The organism is Heyndrickxia sp. FSL W8-0423, assembly GCF_038009395.1.
Taxonomy (GTDB): Bacteria; Bacillota; Bacilli; order Bacillales; family Bacillaceae_C; genus Heyndrickxia; species Heyndrickxia sporothermodurans.
The window spans coordinates 958,282-978,925 of record NZ_JBBPBE010000001.1 but is presented as its reverse complement, the minus strand read 5'-3'; the positions used below and the strand labels follow the sequence as shown (position 1 = coordinate 978,925).

Genomic DNA, 20,644 nt, shown 5'->3' with positions numbered 1-20,644 from the left:
ACTTTTGAAAAGGAAGGTTTTGAACATGGCAAACTATACTTTAGAAGAAAAAGACAGCTTTACCGTTTTAGGAATTGGAACTGAGCTTAAGAGCCATTACACAGACTTTGCGGGCATAAACAAGGAAAAGTCGGACTTTTGGGAAGCTATTAGCCAAGATGGAAGGCTTGACGCTTTAAAATCCATTGCTACAAATGATTACATTTTTGCCGTTAACGAAGCGGTGAATAACAAAATGATGTATTATGCTGGTGTCATGACAGAGGCATCGATACCAGAAGCAACTAGACTTATTCAATTCCCAAAAGGGGAATACCTTGTTGTAAAGGGAGAAGGGAATACAAGCGAAGAGTTGAGTAATACGCTTACTGGCATTGCCTTTGGGCAGGCATTACCAGAAGCAAAGGATGTTGCCTATGTTGGCGGGCCAAATACAACGGTTGAGATGGGGCAACGAAACGGCTTAGTCTTTGGTGAAATGTGGATTCCTGTTGTTAGGAAATAAGAGATTGAAGGAAAGTTTAAGTTTGCAAGGCAGAAGGCTAAATTAGCTGGAACTATTCGAGGCCCGTATTTAAAGGAGACTATTAAAAGTAACAGCACCTCTTCATTGAATTAGAGGTGCTGTTACTTTTTTGCAAAAACGCTAATCAAAATAATTAAATTATAACGATTTTCTTAAATTACTGGTTTCATCGTTTCTTTTAGGACGGAAACGGAATGATTAAATTGTTCTTTTTCCTTTCCACTCAGCTCAATCTCAACTATTTCTCGAATGCCGGCACGGTTAATGACAGCGGGTACTCCAATAAATACATCATTTTGACCATATTCTCCGTCTAGATAAGCAGATACTGTCAAAATGCTGTTTTCATTATTAAGGATTGCTTTTGTAATCCGCACGAGAGACATTCCTATTCCATAGTATGTCGCCCCTTTTCTTTCAATGATCTGATAAGCTGCATCACGGACATTTACAAAAATGTCATCTAAACATTCTTTTTTCAAATCTCCCTTCCGTTCTAAAACAGAATCAAGATGTTCAATTCCAATCATTGCATGACTCCAAACAGGAAGTTCTGTATCTCCATGTTCACCGATGATGGCTGCATGAACATTCCTTGTATCTACGTTAAAATACTTCCCTAGTGCAGATCTTAGACGTGCAGAGTCTAATACTGTCCCAGATCCTATTACACGTTCTTTTGGCAGACCAGATTCTTTCCAAGTTACATAAGTTAAAATATCCACCGGGTTTGTTGCAACTAAGAATATTCCATTAAATCCACTTTCCATAATACCTTTTACAATTTGTTTAAATATTTTAGTGTTTTTTTCCACTAATTCCAAACGGGTTTCTCCTGGTCTTTGGGCCAGTCCAGCAGTAATGACCACCAAGTCTGCGTTCGCACAATCTTGATAAGAACCACTCCATACACGTATAGGTGATGGCGCGAAAGGCATTCCATGATTAAGATCCATCGCTTCCCCTTCTGACTTTGCTTCATTGACATCAATTAAAACTAGTTCCTCAGCAACTCCTTGATTAATGAGAGAATAGGCATAACTACAACCTACAGCACCTGTTCCAACTAATACAATACGATTTACTTTTTCTTTATTCATGGTAATAGATCTCCCTTCTGATTCTAAAGATTAAAAGATTATCCAGCTATCCAACATCGCTGGCTTTTTATAAATAAATAGGGCAATATTCCCGCTATAAATAAACTGAGGAGTCTTGCGATATATCCTTTTAATTTAAACACCGTCAGCATAACTATAATAACTAGCTAACTAATTTGTGAAATGTTTCACAATAGGATATAAAAAAATATATCTTTCAAGACAAATTTACATTATTACTTTTCTGATAACACCGTTAGTATACCATAAGTTTTGTGAAAAATTTCACAAAATTTACGAACAAAATATGAATATTATTTTTAAAAGCGGACATTCTCCGAGACTTTAAATCTCGTATTTTTATAGGTAAAATTATTGATAACTAATGCCTTTTAACATCCCAATGTAAGCGTAAAATCAAAAAGCCGTGGATGATTAGCGAATAGTAACGATAAGGAGATGATTTTTATGAAAAGGATTCCAGTTACAATGGTAAGAAAGGATTTGTTAGATATCCCTCAATATTCGCTTCCAGCCGGATTTCGTATAAGGTTATTTGAAAAAGGCGACGAACATAATTGGACTCGTGTTGAAACAAGTGTAGATGAATTTAAAAACGAACAAGCTGCACTAGAGCACTTTAACAAAGAATTCGGGCCACATTTGGACGAAATGTCACGAAGATGTGTTTTTATTGAGAATGGAGATGGAGAAGTGATTGGTACCACCACAGCATGGTATGGCGACTTACATGGCGATGGAGAAGTATCCGGCAGAATTCATTGGGTAGGTATTGTTCCAGAATATCAAGGGAAGAAACTTTCAAAACCATTACTTAGTGCTGCTATGAATATTTTGGCCAATAATCATTCAAAATGCTATCTTACATCGCAAACGACAAGTTACCAAGCAATCAATATGTACTTAAATTATGGGTTTGAACCTTTACTTACCAAACCAAGCTGTCATGAAGCCTGGTCCTTGTTAGAAGATAATTTAAACCGAAAAATACTAAAATAACATTTAAAGTAGAAGTCCAAGAACATCTTGGCGGTACGTTGGTGGGGAAGTGTTTGCACTCATCGGATTATACTTACTTCTATTCAAACGAAGTGAAAAACTTTCAATCTATGAAAACACGATTGTTTTGACTTTAAAAGGGCAAGAACTATTGATTCCAAAAGAGCAGATTAGCCAAATCGAATATCAGAAACTAAAAGTTAGAAGAAGTCCTGTCGTGAATTATTATCCAGTACTCATATTAAACGATCAAAAAAAAGTGTTAATTAATAAGGCATTTAATTCAATGGTCAATCAAGATTTCAAGAAAGTTATCGAGTCATACCTTTGAATATCACGATTCTAAAAAGGTGCCCCAAAAGTATAGAATTTGGGGCACCTACTATTTTTCAAAACTTATTATCTAAACTTGCAAACACTTTGTGAACTTCGTTATATAGATGTTTCCAACTTTCGGATGTGCTTGCAATTTCACTTAAACTATTCATGTAAAGCTTAATAATAAACTTTCCAAGCTTACTGCTGGGAGTGGTCTCAAGCGTATTCATGATCTGCTGCAATCTTTCATTCATAACCTTGACAGTTTCCACTTCAAATTCATCATTAGTATAATCATATGTGGCATGTTCATACGCATCTTTAAGATCAAAAGGTGCAGTTAATATATAAACAATGGAAGAAACAATTGGTTCAACAAATTGTGGCTCGCTTTCCATGATTTCCGGTGAAACTTGGTTTAACACAACAGTTTCTAAGTTGTTGATTACTTCTGACATTTAATTTGCACCCCAATTATATTATTTTTGAACTATGTATTCTAGATAAAAAAAGCACGTATGGTAAAAAGAAAATGCATTAGCATCCTTCAAATTTCATCATGATTATACAAAAAACTAAGCAACTTTTATACTATTTAAAAAAAATAATTTTCCAGCTGGGTTCTGGTTCTGCTGCTTAAGGAAAAAAGCACAGGTTTTTATAATGGGTGAATGCATTATCATTTACTTATGGTACTGTTCAGACAGATATCAATAAATGAATTAAAAACGTTTAACTGTTTTTTCTCTTTTCTGTAAAGTAACTGACGATGAAAGTTTAAAGCTGTATCATTCAAAGGAACGGTTTTTAAAAACTGATCATTTTCCTCTACTGCAAATAAAGGTAAGAAACCAATTCCCCAATGGTTTTTTATCGCTTTTTTAATGGTTTCCACACTGCTAAGTTCCATGGATATATCATGAGAGATACTTTCTCCATTTAATTTTTCAAGTAAAAAAGCCCGATAAGTACATCCTTTTTCTGTTAGAATGAATGATTCATCCGTTAGATCTTTTATTTCTAGCTCACGTCTATTAGCAAATTTATGATCATGTGGAACAACAATACCCATAGGCTGTTTCTCTAAAAGAAGGTTTTCAACTTCAGGGATATAATAGGGAAAATCTAAAATAAGTCCAAAATCAATCTCCTTTTCTTTAATCATTTGTATAATATTTCTCTCATTGCTTGGAATAATTCGTATATGTACATCAGGATATAACTTCTTAAATTTGTCCAATATTTCAGGAAGAAAATAAAGAGCTACGGTCTCAATTGAACCTATGGTAAGGGTTTTAATTTCCTGATCTCCTATCGCAGAATGTGAATCCTGATATAAGGATAATATTTTTACAGCGTAATCATAAAGTAATTCCCCAGATGAAGTCGCCTTCATCTGTTTCCCTTTTCTTTCAAATAAACGAACTCCCCCATATAATTCTTCGAGTTTCTGAATATGATTGGTCACACTAGATTGAGCATAGTCTAAATCTATAGCTGCTCGAGAATAACTTCCACTCTTTAATACTTGAACGAACGTTTTTAAATATAAAAATTCGATAATATCCCCCTCCTATTATCAACATTAATGATACTTGATATCTATAATTATCTATAACTATGAATTAAAAAGCAATGTATGATTACCATATAGAAACAAAAATACATTTTGTAGAGGAGAATATTAAATGAATTTAAAACCAAGATTTGCTCTTTCATTAGAAATGGAACCTGCTAGTCCGGAAATAGCTTATTCACATTTTATGAACAAATTGACTTTTGAAACGGATGTAGCTGACTTGTCAATCGATTTAAGGAAAGGTTACGAGGGCATCATTGTGGTCGATGTAAGGGATTCAAAGTCGTACGAAGAGTGCCATATACCAGAAGCGGTATCTCTACCAAATAATAAAATTAATGAGAAAACCACAAATGGTCTATGTAAAGATAAGACCATCATAACTTATTGCTGGGGTCCAGCATGCAATGGAGCAACTAGAGCAGCGGCTAAGTTTGCTAAGTTAGGTTTTAGAGTGAAAGAGTTAATTGGAGGAATCGAATACTGGAGGAAGGAAGGAGGCGATGTGGTAGGAAGTGTAGCTGAAAATGCTCCTCTATATTGGAAAATGAAATAAAAGAAGGGTGTCGGGATCTTAGTTAATAACTTTGCAAAAATAACATAAGTCAATGTGGGTTTAAGGTTGTTATATTCAGCATGATCGTATTAATCCGTTCAACTTTTTTCATACGGTTTTCTAAACAGTGTCACTTTTTGACATGATTTAGGGTTATCATATACATATCAAGTGAAGAACATGTGGTCAAGTACTTGGTGAAATGTAGATTCCTGTTGTTAGGAAATAAAAAGTGAAAAAAGGAGAGATGGAATTGTCCTATGTCGTTGATTTTAAAAATGTGTCTACGGTTGGTCTAGAGTCTTCGCCAGTAGCTGAAACGCTTGCTGGTTTACGTGCTAATGAAGCGCGATACTTTATGAACAAATACAAGCATGAATTTACGGTTGTCCCAGCTAGCGAAAGTCAGGAGACACTTGATTATGTAAACCGCATTTTGAAAGAACGTGATATTGAGTTTGCAGCCAAACCTTTAGAAACGTCGCGTTTTCAAGTGGAAAATATCAAAATTGCCTACGTCTTTTATGAAGATGGCCTTAGTGTCAACGTCATGTACACGATTGATGACCCTAAGAAGCGTGCCGTAGGTTTTAAGCTTTCTGAAGGAATGGAGGTACCAAAAGAGTTAGAAGGCAAGTTTAAGTTTGCTAGGCAGAAGTCTAAGTTAGCCGGAACCATCCGGGGCTCATTTTTTGTCATTAAATGAAAATATTAAAGTAAGCAAAGGTCCTCGTGGAGGAATTTAGCCATTTTTCATATTTTTAATAACAATTATTTTTATAGCAATTTAATCATCTATATTTTTTAATCTATCTACCTCATCAGTTAAACCTAATTTAATCATTTCATTAATGACCAATTCTTTTAATTCTATTTCATCCGAAATCAAGCAAGTAAATTGGGCATCTCGTATGAAAGCTAATTTACTTTCAGGTGTCGCAGAGTTGAAAAATTTTTCCATCTCGTTAAGGTTAATAATCATATCCTTTTCAATCTTGAAGATATTAAAGTTTCTATTAACATTTTCCAATGCTATTATTCCCAAACCATCAAGAGTTGGTAAAATTGTTTGCTTCTCTCTTTCTGTCTTTACTTTTCTTTCCACATAATGATACACATCATCTATAATTTCACATCCAATAGTGTTTATTACCTTCTCTACTACATAGTTAGTCCTTTTTACAAATTCCTCATTTTCAATTTCTTCTTGTTTAAGGTCTTTAATCAAGTTTAAATAATCTTCCTCTTCTTTAAAATAATTAAAGTTAGAAATAGCTCCTGCATCTTTCATTGTACAAATTAAACTAACAAACTCCCTTATATTCCTTGCAACAATCTTTATATGTGAACCAAAATCCATTGGACTAATACATACAACAAAGGCATCTTCTAAAGATGACACCGTTCCAAAGTCGGTTAACAAGCCAAAATGTATTCCATCACAACCTATACTTGCAAATGTAATTACGTCATAGGGAGTAACAAAATAAGAATAGTAATCGGAATGTAAAATAAGGCCCAAATCACTATCTAAAGAATATCCTTCTTCTTTTAAATGAACATCTAGTCTTTTTAACTTTTCAAATGTTAATGGCATTTGCTTATACTTGCCTAAATAGCTCATATTGTCCTCCCTTATTAATTCTATTTAATTAGGTTATCTATTAAATTTTAACATTTTTACTTTGTTAATAGTATTTTGGAAAACAATTGAAACATACACACAGTAAGTGCAAAAAAGATGGAAAAAGCTCACTTACTTATGATACGGTTCACCGTGGTGATTTAAGAGGCAAAAACCGGCATTGGAATCAATTTCCAGTGCTGGTTTTTCATTAATTCTATGCCTCGTATCTGGTATTTAGACACTGGTGGTCGGGGTCGAAAATGGTGTCAAACCCTTGATTCTATAAGGTTTTGTAATTGTCGTGCGTAAAATTTGCGTAGATTGATAAAAAGTCAGATGAAAGAGAGGTAAACGAGATTGCCATTTGAAAGAGGAGAAAGATTTGATGTGGTTTATTTAGGTGAAATTTTTCCTTCTCATGTAAGCTACATAGGTGCGAATATTCCAACTTTACTTTTTAATGATTATGTATTTTGTTTTAGCACCATGTTAGGTCAAAGTGAAGATTCGAATGTTTACGGTCAAGTGAGGATTGATTTGGTAAGGCATGACTTCTTATCTTATTTCAATCATACTCTAAGAAAACAAGGAATGTTAATTGTACATAAAATATATTTATAAACAATAACATAATGTATACATTGTATTTGAAATGGAATGAGTCAGTTATTCACAGTTTAATAAATAGAACGGTTTATCACAGCGATTTAAGAGAAAAACAGCATGGGGCTTTAACTACCAATGCTGTTTTTAAAATAGTCTATTATTTAACTCACTCTATAACCAGTTATTAGCTTTTCCATATCTTTTCATATTCAGTTTCAAACTCAATATTATCAGCTATATTGTAAAGAGGTAATCCAATTAATATGTACTTATCGGATTTATAGGTTAATATATCCTGGTTCGAATACCTTTCTGTTATCTCTCTTAGCAAATTATCTTTCCATTTGTCCTTTTCTAGCAATCCATCGCCTTTTGGCTCCATAAAGACGTGATAAAACTGGTTTCTTTTATCTTTGTCTTTCAGTAATAAAATAAAGTCTGGTTGAAATCCCCTTCCTGTATCAAAGTCATATATCTTATAGACTTCTTCATTTCTAAGCAAATAGACTTCCTTATACTTTGTTTCCAAATTGTTTATAGTGCTTTTAATATCGTTTATTAATCCTATTTCTTCAGTTGTTCCATTGAAATCGTTAAGAATATACCAATTCTCATCAGCTAATTCTTTTGCTAATCTCTTTGAGGCCTCATTTTCTTCAATCACCTTTATCTTAGGTTCAGCAAATAATTCACTCATTTTAATAGGCTTAAATTCAGAACCTAAATAAGGATTAATATAGTTTTGGAAATTAACTAAAAACTGGTCTAAGAACTTAATCATAATGTTTAGCTTTTCCTTATTTGGAATTTTCCTAAACTCTTGCTTTTGGTTTACTACTATATTAAGAACAAATTCCCCTAGAAATTCATCGTTTAAAAGTTCATCAATACTTTCGATTTTTAATTCCTTTTTTAAATTGTTAAACCGAAAGATTGATTTGTCTGCTTTTGATTTAATATTTAGTGCCTTATAAAAGATGTGACGATCAAATTCTTTTAGTTTTATCCTCAGAGTTTTATTTTTCTTTTCTTTAAACTCCAATCTGTTAATATCTGTATCCTGTTGCAGATCTAGTTCTACCTCAGTATATTCAAAGCCACCTGTTTTATATTCAAATGACCAAGATTCCCTTATGTCTTCTAATGTATTCTTTCTACGATTAGGATTGTCAATTCTTTCATTAACCCAGATTATTGATTTTTTATAAAAAGGTTTATCCCTAAATTCTTCCTTTAAATCAAACTTTTTTTCAACCTTATTATCACTAATGTAACCTTCTTTTCTCAACTCTTCTTTAAGATGAGAAATATATCTTGAGTCCTCATCATAGGTATAATAATATAGTTCTTCTAGCACTCTTAACTCATTACGGACTTCATCATCAAATTTCCTTTTGTTTTTTATCTTATTCTTATATGAAAATGGATAGTATCTTACGCCTCGACCAATCAGCTGTTTTTCTTCAATTGTAGCTTGAGGGGTTTTTTTAGTCGAACCACCCGCATTTTGACCTTGATAGAGTCGAACAATATCATACAGGTTTAATACATCCCAACCCTCTGTTAGTCTTTTTACTGTAAAGATAGCTCTAATGTGATTTTCTTTATCCTCAAGGCTGTTCAATAATCTTTCTTGCTCATCATTAGTTTTTTCAGTTTTTGTAGTGTTACTTTCTGAGTTGGTTATGATACAATTCTTTTCAGAAAAATTATTCTTCATATATGAGACAATTTGAGAGTAGGAAATACTTTCAACTTTTATGAATTCTAGCACATCTCTTGTCCTAGATTTCCCTTTTTCATACATACTTTTATTTTCTTGTACCTTACTCTCTATTTCATCTAAGAAAGAGAAGTCACTAGGTTTTAAATTTTTAATAATTCTTAAAAAATAATCGTAATCATTTTTTGATTCTTCTATGGTTTTACTTCTAAATAAAATAACTGGTTTAAAATTCCCTAAACTTTTGTTCCCCAACCTATAGTGTTTAAGTGCAACTTTTTCTCTGTACCAGCTAAAGAGGAGTGCATGTAAGATCCTTTCTTTTTTATCAAATCGAGAAGATATTAGGTTGATTTCCTTTGTATAACCTTCTGATAGGAATTCTTTTAAACCAAACTTATAAATAATTTTGTCTCTATACTTATCTGCTACATGTTTATCCTCCGGTAGGGTAGCAGTGAACTCCAGTAGTATATTTTTATTTCGTTTAGCTTTATCCCTCTTTTTTAAGATTAATTCAATAACTGTATGTTCCCAGCCTTTTCTTTCTATCTCTGCTTCGCCAGTTCTTGCAGTTATCTCGGTTTTTAAATCAAGTTCCATTTGTGCAGCTTTTTTTTGCGTATTTGTATTTAAGTGATGTGCTTCATCAGCTAACATTACAATATCTTTTTTATCTAATTCATCCAATATCACATTGTTTTCCTTTTCAATATGTATATCATTGTAAAGTTTCTGTATTGTGGTAAATTTAATTTCAATGTTTTCAGTTGTTTCACTAAAAAAATCAACCTTTTTAATTTCTACAGTTTTATCCTCGATTACTATATCTTCAGTGAAAAGATATTTTGGATGTAATCTTTCAACGAAATTATTTTCAGTCTTATCAACAATATTGTTTTGATTAACAAAAAACAAAAAATGTCTATAACCCTTTTTGTAATAATATAAAATACAAGCAGCCATTAACATAGTTTTCCCTGTACCGGTTGCCATATTGAACATTAAATGCGTAGGAGAATTAGGGTTTTCTACTTCCTTAATTTTTTGATATGTCATTAGATTTTCAAAAGCATTCTTCTGCCAAGAAAAAAAATCATACTTCAAATTATTCATTACGAAACTAGGAACTTCTGGATGAGAAAGTCTTAATTGCCACGCCTTCTGACCCAGAGTTTTATAAAGTTCTTTACTTTCAACCAATTGTTATTCCCCCTCATAAAATAAAGCTGTAATTTGCTGATCTTTCTTATTTACTCCATACTTATGGTCTTCTATTTCCGTTCTTTGTATATACAATTGGTTTAAGTCTAGCATGGTAATAAACATTGATTTTTGTTCCTCAAGTGATAAATTAATAAATTCTTCTTTATTAATTACTTTTTCAGTGAACTCATTAACATTAAAGTTATAATTTAAGAAGTATTTCTCACATAAATCGGAGAATAAATCTTTTAGATTTTCGAGATTTTCACATTTATTTATTTCCTCTTTGGCTTGTTCATTCCATTTTGCAAGTTCACAGTAAATAAATTCTCCTCCACCCTGCCATTTAATACTTTTAGAAATTCCACCCTGTTCACCATTAATAACATTATTCATACGCTTTAATGAGATATTTTCAATATAATCCATTTGTTCAATACCAATAAATTGTCGTCCCAACTTCATAGCCACTGCTTGAGTAGTTGCTGAACCCATGAAAAAGTCTAAAACTAAATCACCTCGTTCTGTAGCCATTTCTATTATCCTTTGCAAGAGCTTTTCAGGCTTTTTCCCTGTAGGAAATGAAACACCTTGTCCACCTTCATTTTGGGTATTTTGAAAATCAATGTCCGTCCATAAATCTCCTAATAATTGTGCAAGTTTCTCTTCACCATCAATAAGATGGACTGAACTTGAAAGAAATGCAATTCTGCTTCCATTTAAAGCATATTGTGTATTCCCCTCTGTATCTTTGTATTTTATTACTGTGTTTTCATTATTTAAACTCTCTTCCTTTATGTCAGCCGGGATAGAGTTTACTAAACGATATATTTGCTCTTTGTTTGTAATGCAAAAATCCATAAACTCTTTATTATTAATAAAATCTTCTGTAATAGTAGTTGTGGAATTAATTATTCCCTGTTCAACTAAAACATCCTTTAACCTCTTAGGTTTATAAATGTTTTTCTCCTCATCAACAATTTCTAAGTAAGCATTATAATGTGTGTCCCATTTGCTTTTTTCGGTATATTGTGGATTTATTGTTACCTCTCCACTACCTTTGTAAACTAAAATTGTGTCCTTATTTTTTAAAATGGTCTTATCTTTAAATCGTGTTTTACTACCTGAAATGGAATTAGATTTGACAGTTATAGAAGTTATATATTTGTTACGTCCAAATATCTCATCCATTAATACTTTTAAGTAAGCATCTTCATTCTTATCACAGTGAACAAATAATAACCCATCATTTCTTAATAGGTCTTTTGTCACTTCTAAGCGATTTTTCATAAATGTCATCCAAGTAGAATGATTAAACTTATCATTGTATACAAAGCTATCTGATTCCGTATTAAAAGGTACATCAATATAACAGAGCTTAACCTTTTTGGAAAATTGCCTTTTTAGTGAATGTAATGCAAGTAAATTATTTCCTTTTATAATTAAGTTATCTCTAATAAAGCCATTCTCATCTCTATTAAAACCATTCACATCAGACTTTCCGTCTTTGTTATATCTAGTCCAATTAACAAGAGCTTTTTCATCTAATAGCCTGTCAATTTCATCTTGCCCTAATATTTCATTAAAAAATATTTCATTTCTCTTAGTTTTCTTTTCTTTAAACCCTGCCGGTTCAATCACTTTCTTACCTTTTACAGTTTTTAATTTCTCTTCTTCATATTCAAAATATACGTCAATCCCTTCTTCAGTGGATTGGCCACCTTCCAAAATACAATCTTTGTAAGGAAAATTTATTACTACGTCACTGCGATTAATAATAAATTCCTGACCATCTGATAAACCAATTTGGTTTACCAAATCAGTATAGGAGTTATTTATCTTGTTCTCTTCCATAAAGAATCTAAAGTCATTAATCTTAAATATGTATTTGTCTTTAACATTTAGGAAAAATTTTTCGCATGTCTCATTATTATTAGATAATAGGCTTATCACTGTCTCGTCATATTTATCTAAGAGATCAAATAAAAGAATTTGATTTAATTCCTGCTCTTCTTCATCCCAAAGTCTATTATCAGCCTTTAATACCTCTAAAACGATATTTTTTAATTTACTATTTTCCATATTTGTTCCCCCTAATAATTTCGTTTATTTTGGAAGGGTTTGAATTAAATAACATTTTATAGATCTTGTTTAATTTTATAAATTGTACTTCTTGCAACACCAGTTCTTCTATGTATATCCATAATACTTGTTCCTTCCACTATCTCTTTGATTATCTCTTCATAGATAATCTTGTCCTTACCTTTTGCATTTGAATGATACTTTCTTTTTCTTCCTTTATATTTACCTTGTTTCTTTGCAATTTCTATTCCTTGTTTTTGTGCTATTTTTATTCTTTGTCTTTCTTCATCAACCATCCATGATAATAGCGATAATGTTAAGTCAGAAATTAATTGTCCAACCCCTTGTAAGTCCTTATATTTAGTAGTATCTAGTATCGGCATATTTAAGACAACAATATCTATCCCATCTTTTATTAGTGATTCCCACTCATCTTTTATCTCTTGCTTGTTCCTACCAAAGCGACTTAGATCATGGACTACTAAAACATCTCCAAACCGTAATTTTTCACGCAGGTTTTGATAAATCTTTCTATCAACAAAATTTTTCCCTGATTGTTTCTCTGTAAATATCTTTTCACATCCATATTCTTCTAGTTCTTTTATTTGTCTGGAAAGCGACTGATCTGAAGAACTAACTCTCGCATACCCAATAATCATATATTAAAATCACCTCTTTATCCGAAGTAATTATCGTACAACCCTAATAATACACTTTGAAGGTTGATTTTACAATGTTTTATCGTGGAGTCTTTGGGTGTACCTAAAAAGGACAAATAAATATAACAGCAAAAAGCCCTACAATCAAATCTTGTAGAGCAACCATAAAAAAAGAAAGTGACTAATTCTACTGCTCCGTTATTCTAAACCTTATTTTAATTGCTTGAAATGCCAATCGGCTATTTTGCCTATCTAGGTTTCGGAACAACTCTGAGATAGTCCAACTAGGATAGTTATTATAAAGATTGTAACCAAGAAGAACCAATGCTCTAGCACCGCTTGAAATAGATGCACGATCATTGTCTATTTTGATCATTCTTTCTTGAAAATCATAGAAGAGATTCACTTGTTTCATAATTTCTTCATTACCTGCAAAAATGTAAAATAATGATTTTCTTTCTATATCATTCGGATGTGTTCCATCTTTCCCCAATAGACATTCGTAGTTATCTTTGTGATTCGGAAACATGAACATAAAAATCCCCCTAATTCTTTATTAGTACACTCTGTACTATGCAGTTATGTACAGAATGATAACGCTAATAATGGGAAACTTAGCATAAATGTTAAGGGTTCCCCTTTTATTATGTGGGGAACCCTTTCTCATAGGTTGTATATAGTTGGGATTGTTACATCAACCACTTTTCTAAACAACTTAGTTGCCATCTCTACCTTTTCCCTTGGATTGTCTAAATCCAATATCGGAAAAACTATCCTTTTTCCCTCGAAAAAGATAGTCTCAAAATTCTCTACATCCTTAAATTGACTTACTACTCTTTGAAACAACTGAGATTGCCATTCATTTTCTAGCCTTATTGCAATTTCACATGCAGCCAAATTTATGACAAAGCTGAAGTCTGAATAACCTGAACCAAAAACGATAGAATTTACGGTTAATTTTTTGGATCGGTGTACATTAAGAAGATACGGAATTTCTTTTCTGAGAGTAGATAGGAGGTAGGAGTTCATCGCTTCTGAAGAAGTAGAATATAGTGGAAAGTCCGGTGCTGATATTACGGAATCCTTAAAGCCTAATGGTATCCCTCCCCACTGTTTTACAATGCTTAATTTTGGTAGCACAAACTCTCTGTGATTAAAATGGTACCAAATGTCTGAATCCTTTTGTCGATTTAATTTGTTCAGAGTTTTTGTGTAACCATTTTGGAAGGTCAGAGCTAAGATTTTGATAGGCTTTCCTTTGGCATGTAACTCTAGCAGTTGTTCTATCGCAACTAGATACTCTTCTTTAAACCTAGAAGCAATCCAGATAAAAATCCCACTTTCATTTTTGTTGGTTTCAATTAAGTATTTTACCTTATCAAAATGAACTTCGTCTGAACATCCTAGTTGGCTTTCGATGTAAATTGGTGAGTTATGCTCTAAGTCATGACCATAAACATCAATCCTCTTTACTGAATCATATTCTAACTCGAGCAATTCTACTTCTCCTAAAAAAGGCTTCAATATCTGAGGGTTTCTTTGTAGGATAAGGTTAAAGATAAACTCCTTTTTACTTCCATTTTTGCTCATTTAACATTCCCCCTGTGAAGGAGAGACAATGCTCTCCATTATTTTAGTTATCAGTAGCTATCCTCTTTCTATATATCTATTCTTTTGGAAATGCTACTTTAAGTAGGTACTCAAGGTCTATTTCCAGTACCTGTGACAATCCATAAACGATACCTACATTAGGATTTCTCCGTTTATGATTTTCAATTCTACTTATATAACCATCACTAGAATGGACAGCTAAGGCGACTCTCTCAATTGTGTAGCCTAAATCTTCTCTTCTTTGTTTGATGAGATTTGCAAATTCTGGAGAGACCCCTCTTGCAGAACTTTGATTACTTTTCATTTCTATCACCTTCAATTCAATAGTTTTTGTCAAGTGGATTATCATCATTTGACTAATATATTCTAGTATTCGAGTCAACTTTTAATAACCCTAAAGTTGTTCTACCTCAGAATTGAAATGGATTTTTAACCACGGAAGGTGATTTTCTACTTTTGGGAATTAAGATAGGGTTTATGTTGAGGGAATTTAGTTGTTTGAGGAACTTTTTTCGGTAGTACGTGGAATACTTTTCCTTAACATAATCAAATCCATGCTTCGATATTTCGCATAAAAACAATAACAACTTTTCCTTTTCAGAATCTTTCAGTTGGCTATTGTTGATTATCGTTCGGGCCTTATTGATTTTGTAGAAATCTCCATTAAATAGTATTTCTCCAAAATATTTTTCCATATATTCCTTGAATAGCTCGTCTTTAAAGTATTCTTTAAGACACTTTTCTTTCCCCTGTCGGTATTTCTTGTATTTTAGATGCTGATTAAGGATCCTTACTTCCAATCGCAACACAGAATCCTCATACCACTCTACCTTACCTCTTTCCTCTCTGGCCTCGAGGTCCTTATCGTACACACAGCTAATTATGCTTTTGCTGTTGAAATATAATGTGGTTTTATATCTCAAATCCTTTTCCTGATGACGATGTTTTGATGTAGTCTTTCTATATAAGGAGAGTAGCAGTTCTCTTTCTACCATAGGTATTTGTACATCTCGACGATAATCCAATCTAGTCATACAAATACGGTCGAGGAAAGACGCATCCTGAAAAACAAATAAGATAAATTCATCAATCTTTCTTTCAGTTTGGACATAATCGCTTTCTTGAATATTTGATTTATTCAAGAGCTTAACAAAATCAATAGTGAAGAACAGCCTCATTCCATATTTTTGGATAACCCAAGCAGTAATCCCATTAAATTTCTTTTCAATCTTAGATTTAAGCTGATCTAATGTTATGCCTAAATTTCTTTCGATTAAGTATGCTTCATCTTTTGTTAAGTCGATATAAAAACGTGCAGTGTGTAACAATCTAATTCCTCCTTCAAGTGTGTAGCGGGAAATTCATAAAACTTCTATTTTCTCTATAAATCTCCTATTTTCTCTATCATTCTCTTATTTTCGCAGATAACAAAAGGGCTTTTTTCCCGTAAACCACCCATATTTAATGTATTTATCAACCACCTGATAGGCAATTGACTTTGGCATACTATTCAAGAGGCAATATATTTATTCATCATTGTTAAATTGAATGTTGTTTCTATGTTCTGATTCCTTCATGAAAGAAAGTAAATAAATAATTCCAGGAGGTAGAACCAAATAAAGTGGACTTAAAAAATGAGGGTCTTTAATATAGTAGATAACAGCTAGTTTCAAAGTTAAATAGAACATCATAGAAAGGAAGGGCATTGTGAAAGACGATTTCTTCTTAGACCCAAGAGGTAAAATTAACGATATAATTTTTGGAGAGAAAGATTCAAAAAAGGTTTATGCAAATAACTTTTTGAATATGTTTGTGGATCTAATTTTAGAAAACGACAAATTGAAAAATAAGATTAAAAATGAAAAGATGGTGAATGAATAATGGCAAAGGCAGTAGGATATTCAAGAGTGAGTACCGGTAAGCAATTGGATGGATTCTCCATCAGTACCCAACATGATATGATACAAGATTTCTGTAAATCAAAAGGACTAACCTTATCAAAAATTTACGATGAGGGTGCGGGATCAGCGAAAAGTATTGAGAATCGGGACGTATTTAAAGAGATGATATACGATGTGATAGAAAACAACAAAAATCAAAAAGTATACGTCGTATTAGCTAAACTTGACAGATTCTCAAGAAATACTGTAGATGGTATTCATGTAGCTGATTTGTTAAAAAGCCATGGACATTGTCTAGTATCAATAGTAGATGGTTTTGATTCAGATAACCCCTATGCCAAAACATTGCTAATCAACAAATTTGCACAATCAGAGCAAGAAAGAGAGAATATTGTTTTAAACGTAAGAAATGGTATGAAAAAAAGAGCACAACAAGGTTTGTTTAATGGCGGGAAAGTGTTTGGTTATAACTCTACACTATCGAAGGAACTAGAAGTAAATAAAGAACAAGCAAAAGTCGTTCAATTTATTTTTGATCGATACACAAATGATGATTGGGGATATAAAAAGATTGCCCATTTCCTAAATACACAATACACTGAAGCAAAAGCCCAAAGAGAATGGGATGTTATATCCATTAAAACCATAGTTACAAACCCAATTTATGCTGGATTTATTCGTTGGGGCGAGAAAAATGATGAGAGAAAGATTTACATCGGAAAACATCAAGCAATTATCAGTAATGCACAATGGGAAAAAGCAAAGCAAATATTTGAAGCCAAAAGCTATCAGCCTATAAAGATACACAAAGGTTCATACTTCTTATCTGGCTTACTAAGATGTCCAGATTGTGGGTCTTCTATGGTTCAGCACAAGTCAAAAGGCGGTAAATATTTATATTATCAATGTAGCAAAAACAAGACTAAAGGACTTTGTAAATCAAACTTAGTCAACAAGGAAAAGGCCGAAGCAAAGGTCCTCAATGAATTATCCTCAAAATTACAATCCCCAGATTATGAAAATCTCCTTTCAGAAAAAATTAAACAGCAAATAAAACTTGAACAAATTCCAGTAAAAAAACAATATTCCATGATTGAACAAGAAGAAAGAGAACTTCAAAATAAAATTGACGAACTATTTGACTTATTTACAAGTCATACAATTCCCAAAGAAACACTACAAGATCAAGTATCAAGATATGAAAATATGAAAAATGAACTAAAAACCCGTAAAGAAAATATCGAAGCAAAACTTCATCTATCCTCTTCTCAAAACACCACATTTATTGTTCAACAGGTTTTAAACAACTTTGAAAGTTTCTTTTACTCACTTGGTGATACTGAAAAAAAAGGACTTCTTAGAGAGATTATTTCTGATATACAAATTGAAGAGGTGGATACAGGTGGCAAAAGGAAAAAACGCCAGATTTCTGAAATCCACTATTACTTTGATGAAAATATTTTGATGGAAATAGCTTCTTAAAGTTAGGAAAGGATAACCTCCTTTCCTTTTTTGCGTCTAAGTCTTAGAATAAATTTGAAAGGAGGCTATTTACTTGGAAGAAATCAAAAACGTAGCAATTTATTGTCGTGTAAGTACAGAAGAACAAGCGACTGAGGGTTACAGCATCTCCGCTCAATTACAAACCTTACGTCAATATACACAATTATATGGATGGAAAGTAGCAGAAGAATACGTTGATGAAGGGATATCTGGAAAGAATATTAAAGGTCGCCCCGCTATGCAAAGATTGGTTGCAGATGTTGAAAAGGATAAGTTCCAAGCAGTTCTTGTATGGAAAATTTCAAGACTTTCACGTAATATGTTGGATACTCTAACACTATTAGATAAGTTTGAGGACTATGGAGTAAAATTCATTTCCTACTCGGAAAACTTCGATACTGGAACCCCTATTGGGCGTTTAGTTGTACAACTTATGGCTTCCATTGCGGAGATGGAACGCAACACGCTTTCAGAAAACGTTAAACTCGGTATGAAACAAAGGGCTTTAGAAGGATTATGGAATGGTGGTGTTGTTTTTGGATACGACCATACTGATAAGAAAAAACTTGTTATCAATCATAAGGAAGCAGATGTAGTGAAGTTAATCTTTACTATGTATGCAGATGGCAAAGGACTAAGAGCAATTTCCAATCACCTAAATAAAGCAGGTTATAAGACTAAACGTAATCGTTACTTTTCCATCAATGGTGTAGCACAAATCCTTGACAACGTTATCTACATTGGAAAAATCAGATGGTTACAATTCGAGAATTGGGATACAAAACGAAGAAGGGGTAAAAATCCTAATCCTATCCTTGTTGACGGTCAACATGAAGCCATTATATCGGATGAATTATGGAGTATTGTTCACTCAAGAAGAAAAAGTAAATCCTTTAAACAGCGTCAATCCAATGAACCTTTCTTACTAAGCGGCCTTTTACGCTGTCCTGATTGTGGGCAAGGAATGGTTCCATCTATCACTTCTCACACTCGGAAAGACGGAACAAAACGAAAACATCGTTATTATGTTTGTGGTGATTTCCACAATAAAGGATCATCTGCGTGCAGAGCAAACTCAATTAAAGCGTATGATGCAGAGGATTCAGTTATAAATAGAATCGAAACAATACTTTCTAAGAAGAAGTTATATAAAACGCTTCATGATATAAACTCAAACTCCGTTGATTCACATAGTCAGCTAAATAAGGAATTAGAAAATATCGAAGAACGCTTGTCCGAAATTGAGTCATTACAAGACCGTTATATGGAAGCATTTGAAAAGAACACCTTACCGACAGCAATTCTTCAAGAAAGACTACAGAAAGTCAGTAATGAAAAAGAGGAATTGCAGCAAAAGAAAAATGAGATATCCGTAGAGTTAAGCTCTACCGATTCAAGGATTATACAGCCCGAACTAATTGAATTACTACTAAAACAATTTCTCTTAATGTATAAAAGTTCTTCAAGGGAGAATAAGAAGCGGTTGCTTCAACATCTTATTAACAAAATAACGATCAAACAACAAAAATCAAAGTCACGAACAATTAATGAAATTGAACTCGACTTTGATTTTACAGAAATCAACATATCCAAGACCTTTATTCTTATCCATTTGTTATATCGTGATACGGATAATGAAAACTTGTTTTCAATACCCGCTTCCGACAAAGAATTACCACCTTATCTACAACAATTTTTGCCTCTATTTGTGGTACGGTTCCCCCCGAATAATCCGAAACGCCCGATACACCTGCTCCACCAACACCAACCTCATCAACTGATGCGGAAATGTCATCTTCGAAAATGATAGGCTTTCGTTCGCCCGCTTCATAACTTCATCACTCAACCCTAATGATCCGCCAATAACAAAAGCAATTTTACTTTTTCCATATGTACCGAGTTTGTCGATGCCGTCGGCAAGTTCTTCGGAGGTTTTCATTTTTCCTTGGATGGCGAGGGCGATGACGTGGGCATCTGGGTGGATTTTTGCGAGGATGCGTTCACCTTCTTTTTGTTTGACTTGTTCCATTTCTGTTTCGCTTAGGATTTCTGGTGCTTTTTCGTCAGGGACTTCGATGATTTCTACTTTGGCGTAGGCTGTTAGTCTTTTTAAGTATTCATCGATTCCTTGCTTTAAGTATTTTTCTTTGAGTTTTCCGACGGTGATGATTGAGATATTCACAGTTTACCCCCACTATATGAACAGATTACAAACACAATATCCACAATAGTTATCCACATATCCACAAAAACTATCCACATTTTGTGTGGGAATATTAGTTCCCTACCATATATACTGCAGGAAGATTGCAGTATTCACAGGTTGTGGATAATGATTCGTCTTCTTTCAGTTTTTTAAAAATAGGTGCTAATGCATTTTCATAAATCGCTTGATCTAAGGCGATTTCAACATGCTCTTCGCATACATAAGCCTTCATAAAAAAACCAACCTTTCACTGCATTTTTATCGAACACTTATTGTCCAAATGCTATTTTACCATTAATTTTTCCATTTTCATAAAAAGGTTTTTATAGTTATTATTAATTAAATTCCCTGTAGGGTATGCGTGAAGCGATTTCTATACGAAGTATAACTAGCTGAACGCATACCCTACAGGACTTTAACA

The 20,644-nt window shown here is 33.0% G+C and carries 22 protein-coding genes; 9 read left to right on the top strand and 13 right to left on the bottom strand.

Translation table 11 applies throughout. The features are described from left to right. Window positions 1–25: 25 nt before the first annotated feature. Window positions 26–505 (top strand): GyrI-like domain-containing protein, encoded by a 480-nt coding sequence (locus MKY81_RS04980; RefSeq protein ID WP_066230793.1) that lies wholly within the window; start codon window positions 26–28, stop codon window positions 503–505. A 173-nt stretch (window positions 506–678) separates the two neighbouring features. Here MKY81_RS04980 and MKY81_RS04975 read toward each other — a convergent pair whose 3' ends face one another. After that, window positions 679–1,626, bottom strand: coding sequence for an L-lactate dehydrogenase (locus MKY81_RS04975; RefSeq protein ID WP_066230797.1), 948 nt, complete (start codon window positions 1,624–1,626; stop codon window positions 679–681). Window positions 1,627–2,094: 468 nt separating this feature from the next. On the opposite strand from MKY81_RS04975, the gene MKY81_RS04970 reads away from it, so the two are divergent. Together MKY81_RS04970 and MKY81_RS04965 are read left to right on the top strand one after the other, a co-directional pair. After that, the gene (locus MKY81_RS04970; protein WP_066230801.1) at window positions 2,095–2,646 is read left to right on the top strand and encodes a GNAT family N-acetyltransferase; all 552 of its coding nucleotides are present in this window, start codon (window positions 2,095–2,097) and stop codon (window positions 2,644–2,646) included. Window positions 2,647–2,695: 49 nt separating this feature from the next. Continuing rightward, window positions 2,696–2,977: a hypothetical protein gene (locus MKY81_RS04965; RefSeq protein ID WP_066230804.1), complete on the top strand. Its 282-nt coding sequence runs from the start codon at window positions 2,696–2,698 to the stop codon at window positions 2,975–2,977. A 58-nt stretch (window positions 2,978–3,035) separates the two neighbouring features. Here MKY81_RS04965 and MKY81_RS04960 read toward each other — a convergent pair whose 3' ends face one another. Together MKY81_RS04960 and MKY81_RS04955 are read right to left on the bottom strand one after the other, a co-directional pair. After that, entirely contained in the window at window positions 3,036–3,422 is a 387-nt protein-coding gene (locus MKY81_RS04960; protein ID WP_066230807.1) for a hypothetical protein, read from the bottom strand. Between the two features lie 221 nt (window positions 3,423–3,643). Further along, window positions 3,644–4,525 (bottom strand): LysR family transcriptional regulator, encoded by an 882-nt coding sequence (locus MKY81_RS04955; RefSeq protein ID WP_066230810.1) that lies wholly within the window; start codon window positions 4,523–4,525, stop codon window positions 3,644–3,646. A gap of 127 nt (window positions 4,526–4,652) precedes the next feature. Here MKY81_RS04955 and MKY81_RS04950 point away from each other — a divergent pair, with 127 nt between their 5' ends. Both MKY81_RS04950 and MKY81_RS04945 read left to right on the top strand, forming a co-directional pair. After that, window positions 4,653–5,099, top strand: a complete 447-nt coding sequence (locus MKY81_RS04950) for a rhodanese-like domain-containing protein (RefSeq protein WP_066230813.1) — start codon at window positions 4,653–4,655, stop codon at window positions 5,097–5,099. A 253-nt stretch (window positions 5,100–5,352) separates the two neighbouring features. Further along, complete coding sequence (locus MKY81_RS04945) at window positions 5,353–5,805, top strand: phage tail protein (RefSeq protein ID WP_341118735.1); 453 nt, start codon at window positions 5,353–5,355, stop codon at window positions 5,803–5,805. An 81-nt stretch (window positions 5,806–5,886) separates the two neighbouring features. On the opposite strand, the gene MKY81_RS04940 is transcribed toward MKY81_RS04945, so the two are convergent. Further along, window positions 5,887–6,723, bottom strand: a complete 837-nt coding sequence (locus MKY81_RS04940; RefSeq protein WP_108072546.1) for a hypothetical protein — start codon at window positions 6,721–6,723, stop codon at window positions 5,887–5,889. Between the two features lie 360 nt (window positions 6,724–7,083). Here MKY81_RS04940 and MKY81_RS04935 point away from each other — a divergent pair, with 360 nt between their 5' ends. Further along, window positions 7,084–7,347, top strand: a complete 264-nt coding sequence (locus MKY81_RS04935; protein WP_341116951.1) for a hypothetical protein — start codon at window positions 7,084–7,086, stop codon at window positions 7,345–7,347. Between the two features lie 169 nt (window positions 7,348–7,516). On the opposite strand, the gene MKY81_RS04930 is transcribed toward MKY81_RS04935, so the two are convergent. The 7 genes from MKY81_RS04930 to MKY81_RS04900 all read right to left on the bottom strand — a co-directional run bounded on the left by MKY81_RS04930 (window position 7,517) and on the right by MKY81_RS04900 (window position 15,941). Next, window positions 7,517–10,258, bottom strand: coding sequence for a DEAD/DEAH box helicase family protein (locus MKY81_RS04930; protein ID WP_341116949.1), 2,742 nt, complete (start codon window positions 10,256–10,258; stop codon window positions 7,517–7,519). A gap of 3 nt (window positions 10,259–10,261) precedes the next feature. Then, window positions 10,262–12,343 carry a site-specific DNA-methyltransferase gene (locus MKY81_RS04925; protein ID WP_341116948.1) on the bottom strand — a complete coding sequence of 694 codons (2,082 nt, stop codon included), beginning with the start codon at window positions 12,341–12,343 and terminating at the stop codon, window positions 10,262–10,264. Between the two features lie 56 nt (window positions 12,344–12,399). Then, on the bottom strand, window positions 12,400–13,002 hold the full coding sequence (locus tag MKY81_RS04920) for a recombinase family protein (protein ID WP_341116947.1): 603 nt from the start codon (window positions 13,000–13,002) through the stop codon (window positions 12,400–12,402). Window positions 13,003–13,189: 187 nt separating this feature from the next. Next, window positions 13,190–13,537: a DUF6075 family protein gene (locus tag MKY81_RS04915; protein WP_341116944.1), complete on the bottom strand. Its 348-nt coding sequence runs from the start codon at window positions 13,535–13,537 to the stop codon at window positions 13,190–13,192. Window positions 13,538–13,665: 128 nt separating this feature from the next. Further along, entirely contained in the window at window positions 13,666–14,592 is a 927-nt protein-coding gene (locus MKY81_RS04910) for a hypothetical protein (RefSeq protein ID WP_341116943.1), read from the bottom strand. Window positions 14,593–14,668: 76 nt separating this feature from the next. After that, window positions 14,669–14,950 (bottom strand): helix-turn-helix domain-containing protein, encoded by a 282-nt coding sequence (locus tag MKY81_RS04905; RefSeq protein WP_341116938.1) that lies wholly within the window; start codon window positions 14,948–14,950, stop codon window positions 14,669–14,671. Window positions 14,951–15,023: 73 nt separating this feature from the next. Beyond that, window positions 15,024–15,941 carry a hypothetical protein gene (locus MKY81_RS04900; protein ID WP_341116936.1) on the bottom strand — a complete coding sequence of 306 codons (918 nt, stop codon included), beginning with the start codon at window positions 15,939–15,941 and terminating at the stop codon, window positions 15,024–15,026. A gap of 379 nt (window positions 15,942–16,320) precedes the next feature. On the opposite strand from MKY81_RS04900, the gene MKY81_RS04895 reads away from it, so the two are divergent. The 3 genes from MKY81_RS04895 to MKY81_RS04885 all read left to right on the top strand — a co-directional run bounded on the left by MKY81_RS04895 (window position 16,321) and on the right by MKY81_RS04885 (window position 19,824). After that, on the top strand, window positions 16,321–16,494 hold the full coding sequence (locus tag MKY81_RS04895) for a hypothetical protein (RefSeq protein WP_341116934.1): 174 nt from the start codon (window positions 16,321–16,323) through the stop codon (window positions 16,492–16,494). Further along, on the top strand, window positions 16,494–17,996 hold the full coding sequence (locus MKY81_RS04890; protein WP_341116932.1) for a recombinase family protein: 1,503 nt from the start codon (window positions 16,494–16,496) through the stop codon (window positions 17,994–17,996). Before MKY81_RS04895 ends, MKY81_RS04890 begins: the two co-directional genes overlap by 1 nt. 73 nt (window positions 17,997–18,069) lie before the next feature. Next, window positions 18,070–19,824: a recombinase family protein gene (locus MKY81_RS04885; RefSeq protein ID WP_341116931.1), complete on the top strand. Its 1,755-nt coding sequence runs from the start codon at window positions 18,070–18,072 to the stop codon at window positions 19,822–19,824. On the opposite strand, the gene rlmH is transcribed toward MKY81_RS04885, so the two are convergent. Beyond that, entirely contained in the window at window positions 19,720–20,199 is a 480-nt protein-coding gene (gene rlmH / locus MKY81_RS04880) for a 23S rRNA (pseudouridine(1915)-N(3))-methyltransferase RlmH (protein ID WP_341116929.1), read from the bottom strand. The two genes, MKY81_RS04885 and rlmH, sit on opposite strands and share 105 nt — an antisense overlap. A 94-nt stretch (window positions 20,200–20,293) precedes the next feature. Beyond that, the gene (locus MKY81_RS04875) at window positions 20,294–20,455 is read right to left on the bottom strand and encodes a CxxH/CxxC protein (protein WP_107920287.1); all 162 of its coding nucleotides are present in this window, start codon (window positions 20,453–20,455) and stop codon (window positions 20,294–20,296) included. Between the last annotated feature and the right edge of the window lie 189 nt (window positions 20,456–20,644).